This is a genomic window from Streptomyces sp. ICN903 (assembly GCF_022015835.1).
GTDB lineage: Bacteria > Actinomycetota > Actinomycetes > Streptomycetales > Streptomycetaceae > Streptomyces > Streptomyces fenghuangensis.
Map to the genome: position 1 here is coordinate 1 of NZ_JAKMAY010000408.1, position 4,229 is coordinate 4,229.

Genomic DNA, 4,229 nt, shown 5'->3' on the forward strand with positions numbered 1-4,229 from the left:
GCCGGGGGTCCGGGGGCTGACCCCGGCGGGCGTGGCAGGATGCCGTCATGCCCACCGAGCTGATCACCCCGGCCGCCAGGCCGGTGCACCCCGCCGGGCGGCCGGTGTGACCGCCCCCGTCTTCCTGGCCGAGACCGCCGCCCTGGCCGGTGCCGCTCCCGGCGCCGTGCTGGCGCTGGAGGGGCCCGAGGGCCGGCACGCCGTCGCGGTACGGCGGCTGCGCGCGGGTGAGGGGATCGTCCTCACCGACGGTGCGGGCACCGGGGCCTTCGGCACCGTCGCGGCCGTCGAGGGGAAGGACCGGCTGGAGGTCGCCGTCACCGAGGTGCGCACCGAGCCGGAGCCGCGCCCGCGGATCACCGTCGTCCAGGCCCTGCCCAAGGGCGACCGCGGCGAGCTGGCCGTGGAGACGATGACGGAGACGGGCGTGGACGCGATCGTGCCCTGGTCCGCGTCGCGCTGCGTCACGCAGTGGCGGGGCGAGCGCGGGCAGAAGGCGCTGCGCAAGTGGCGTTCCACCGCGCGCGAGGCCGGCAAGCAGTCGCGCAGGCTGCGCTTCCCGGAGGTCGCCGAACCGGCGTCCACCCGGCAGCTGCTCCCGCTGCTGTCGTCCGCCGCCTTCGCCGCGGTCCTCCACGAGGAGGGCTCGCGGCCGCTGGCGACCGCCGGGCTGCCGGCCGAGGGCGAGCTGGTGCTCGTCGTCGGCCCGGAGGGCGGGGTCGCCCCGGAGGAGCTGGAGGCGTTCGAGCAGGCGGGCGCGCGCCCGTACCGGCTGGGCCCGAGCGTGCTGCGCACCTCCACGGCGGGCACGGCGGCGGCGGCGCTGCTGCTGGGACGCACCGGCCGCTGGTCCTGATCGTCCGCGCCGGGGCCGGGGTACGATCGGCGCTGCGTGACCACCGATCGACCCACCTCACAGCGGGAGGCGCCACCGTGGCGGAGGAACCGCAGGCGGACTGCCTGTTCTGCAAGATCGTGGCGGGGGACGTCCCGGCGACGATCGTCCACGAGACCGACACCACGCTCGCCTTCCGGGACATCAACCCGCAGGCGCCCACCCATGTGCTGGTGATCCCCAAGGAGCACCACCCCGACGCCGCCGCGCTGGCCGCCGCGGCCCCGCAGTTGGCCGCCGACGTGCTGCGCGCGGCGGGCGAGGTCGCCGCGCAGGAGAACATCGCCCCGCCCGGGGGCGCCACCGTCGGCTACCGGATCGTGTTCAACACCGGCGCGGGCGCCGGGCAGACCGTCTGGCACGCGCATGCCCACGTCCTGGGCGGACGCGGCCTGAACTGGCCTCCCGGGTAAGCCCGTTGTCCGTACGCGAACTGGTCGTGCTGGGCACCGCCAGCCAGGTGCCCACCCGTCGGCGCAACCACAACGGCTACGTGCTGCGCTGGGACGGCGAGGCGCTGCTGTTCGACCCCGGCGAGGGCACCCAGCGCCAGATGCTCCGCGCGGGCGTGGCCGCCCACGACCTCACCCGGCTGTGCGTCACCCACTTCCACGGCGACCACAGCCTGGGCCTGGCCGGGGTCATCCAGCGCATCAACCTCGACCGTGTGCCGCACCCGGTCACGGCGCACTACCCGGCGAGCGGGCAGCGCTTCTTCGACCGCCTGCGGTACGCCACCGCCTACCGTGAGACGGCCGAGCTGCGCGAGGAGCCGGTCGGCGCCGACGGCACGCTGGCCGCCACCGCCGCGTACACCCTCCAGGCGCGGCGCCTGTCCCATCCGGTGGAGTCCTACGGCTACCGCCTGGTCGAGCCCGACGGGCGCCGGATGCTGCCCGAGCGGCTCGCCGCCCACGGCATCCTGGGCCCGGACGTCGGCCGCATCCAGCGCGAGGGCGAGCTGCGCGGGGTCACCCTCGACGAGGTGAGCGAGACCCGCCCCGGGCAGAGCTTCGCCTTCGTGATGGACACCCGGCTGTGCGAGGGCGTGCACGCGCTCGCCGAGGGCTGCGACATGCTGGTCATCGAGGCCACCTTCCTCGACGAGGAGGAGGCCCTGGCGCAGGAGTACGGCCATCTCACAGCGGGCCAGGCGGCCTCCGTCGCGGCGCGGGCGGGGGTGCGGCACCTGGTGCTCACGCACTTCTCGCAGCGCTACGACGACCCGGCCCGGTTCGCCGCCCAGGCCCGGGAGGCGGGGTTCGCCGGGGAGCTGACCGTGGCCGAGGACCTGATGCGGGTGCCGATGCCCCGGCGGCGCTGACCGCCGCCCACGCACCCTTCGCTCGCCCTCTCCGTCCGCACTCCCCCCGTAACCGCACCGCCCGGCCCGCTTCCGGCCGTGCCGCCGCGCGCCCCTTTCCGAAAAACGCACGGGCACCCTTGACGCCCCCCTCCGCCGTACCTAGTCTCCGTCTCCGCACATGGACAGGGTTCACATAGGAGAACAGGCTGGTGGTGGGGCGGTCCGGACCCGGGCGCCCGGCGGCGCTGGCCCCGACCCGGCAGGAGTCGCCGATGAAGGACCTGACCGTCACCGAGGTGCGCCTGACCCCGATCCTCGTCGCCGACCCGCCCCTGCTCAACACCCAGGGCGTCCACCAGCCCCACACCCCGCGCCTGATCGTCGAGGTGGTCACGGCCGGCGGCGTCACCGGGGTCGGGGAGACCTACGGCGACACCAAGTACCTGGACCTGGCGCGCTCCCTCGCCCGGCGGCTGCCCAGACACCCGGTCAGCGACCTGAACGGGCTGCTAGCCCTCGCCGGCGGACTCCCCCTGGACGGCCACCGGACGGACGGCTCGGCGGACGTCGGCGGACTGCGCGGTGTCCAGACCGCCGGCAAGCTGCGGCTGTCCGTCGTCTCCGGTTTCGAGGTGGCCTGCCTGGACGCCCTGGGAAAGGCGCTGGGGATGCCCGTGCACGCCCTGCTCGGCGGGAAGGTGCGCGACCGGGTCGAGTACAGCGCCTACCTGTTCTACCGCTGGGCCGCCCACCCCGGTGACGCGGCGGGAGGCGGCGACGACCGGGGCGCCGCCCTCGACCCGGCCGGAATCGTCGCCCAGGCCCGCCGTCTCGCGGCCGACCACGGCTTCGGCTCCTTCAAGCTCAAGGGCGGTGTCTTCCCGCCCGAGGAGGAGATCGCCGCCGTGCGGGCGCTGGCGGAGGCCTTCCCCGGCAGCCCCCTGCGCCTGGACCCCAACGGCGCCTGGTCGGTGGAGACCTCGCTGAAGGTCGCGGACGAACTGCGCGACGTGCTGGAGTACCTGGAGGACCCGGTCACCGGCACGCCCGCGATGGCCGAGGTCGCCGCACGGGCCGGAGGGCTGCCGCTGGCCACCAACATGTGCGTGACCACCTTCCCGGAGATCGCCGAGGCGTTCACCACCGGCGCCGTCCAGGTGCTGCTCAGCGACCACCACTACTGGGGAGGGCTGCGCAACACCCAGCAACTGGCCGCGATCTGCCGCGCCTTCGGCGTCGGGGTGTCCATGCACTCCAACACCCACCTGGGCGTCAGCCTCGCCGCCATGACCCACGTCGCCGCCACCGTCCCCGGCCTGGAGCACGCCTGCGACACCCACTACCCCTGGCAGACCGAGGACGTGCTCACCGAGCGCATCGCCTTCCACGAGGGCGCGGTCACCGTCCCCGACGCCCCCGGCCTGGGCGTCGCCCTCGACCGCGGGCGCCTCGACGCCCTCCACCGCCGGTGGCTGGCCGACGACGGCTCGATGCGCGACCGGGACGACGCCGCCGCCATGCGCCGGGCCGATCCGGACTGGGAAGCCCCCTCCGTACCGCGCTGGTGACGCCGTACGCAACCCGCGGCCGGCCCACCGCGCCGATCGTGCACACTGGCCGCATGCTCGACCCGCTCGCCGCGCTCCGCACCCCCGACGACCCGCCCTGCGACGTCTATCTGACCGGGACGGTCTTCCTGGACATCATCTTCACCGGCCTGGACTCGGCGCCGGTGCGCGGCACCGAGTCCTGGGCGCGGGGCATGGGGTCGAGCCCCGGCGGCGTCGCCAACATGGCCACCGCCCTGGCCCGGCTCGGCCTGCGCACCTCGCTCGCCGCCGCCTTCGGCGACGACATGTACGGCGAGTACTGCTGGGAGGCGCTGGAGAAGGGCGAGGGCATCGACCTGTCGCTGTCGCGCACCGCACCCGGCTGGCACTCGCCGGTCACCGTCTCGATGGCCTACGAGGGCGAGCGGACGATGGTCTCCCACGGGCACGAGGCCCCCCGGCCCGAGGAGCCCGCCCC

At 75.2% G+C, this 4,229-nt stretch carries 5 protein-coding genes and 1 pseudogene; 5 read left to right on the plus strand and 1 reads right to left on the minus strand.

The genetic code is table 11. The features are described 5' to 3' along the window. Positions 1-106 precede the first annotated feature (106 nt). The 3 genes from L7D48_RS26725 (at position 107) to L7D48_RS26735 (ending at position 2,219) form a co-directional block, all read left to right on the plus strand. A complete protein-coding gene (locus L7D48_RS26725; RefSeq protein ID WP_237883344.1) occupies positions 107-856 on the plus strand; it encodes a 16S rRNA (uracil(1498)-N(3))-methyltransferase in 750 nt (249 codons plus the stop codon). 77 nt (positions 857-933) lie between these two features. After that, entirely contained in the window at positions 934-1,308 is a 375-nt protein-coding gene (locus L7D48_RS26730) for a histidine triad nucleotide-binding protein (protein ID WP_237883345.1), read from the plus strand. Positions 1,309-1,313: 5 nt separating this feature from the next. Beyond that, positions 1,314-2,219: a ribonuclease Z gene (locus L7D48_RS26735; RefSeq protein WP_237883347.1), complete on the plus strand. Its 906-nt coding sequence runs from the start codon at positions 1,314-1,316 to the stop codon at positions 2,217-2,219. A 387-nt stretch (positions 2,220-2,606) separates the two neighbouring features. Here L7D48_RS26735 and L7D48_RS29625 read toward each other — a convergent pair. Beyond that, positions 2,607-2,666: pseudogene (locus L7D48_RS29625) on the minus strand (hypothetical protein); the annotation flags it as partial. A gap of 203 nt (positions 2,667-2,869) precedes the next feature. Here L7D48_RS29625 and L7D48_RS26740 point away from each other — a divergent pair. Together L7D48_RS26740 and L7D48_RS26745 are read left to right on the plus strand one after the other, a co-directional pair. After that, on the plus strand, positions 2,870-3,769 hold the full coding sequence (locus L7D48_RS26740; RefSeq protein WP_374493898.1) for an enolase C-terminal domain-like protein: 900 nt from the start codon (positions 2,870-2,872) through the stop codon (positions 3,767-3,769). A 53-nt stretch (positions 3,770-3,822) separates the two neighbouring features. Then, positions 3,823-4,229 (plus strand): PfkB family carbohydrate kinase (locus L7D48_RS26745; RefSeq protein WP_237883351.1); only part of this gene is annotated, 407 nt, incomplete at its 3' end.

What these genes read in the sequence shown, in the direction of transcription:
- L7D48_RS26740 (WP_374493898.1), top strand. Translation starts at nt 2,870, where the DNA reads ATGCCCGTGCACGCCCTGCTCGGCGGGAAGGTGCGCGACCGGGTCGAG.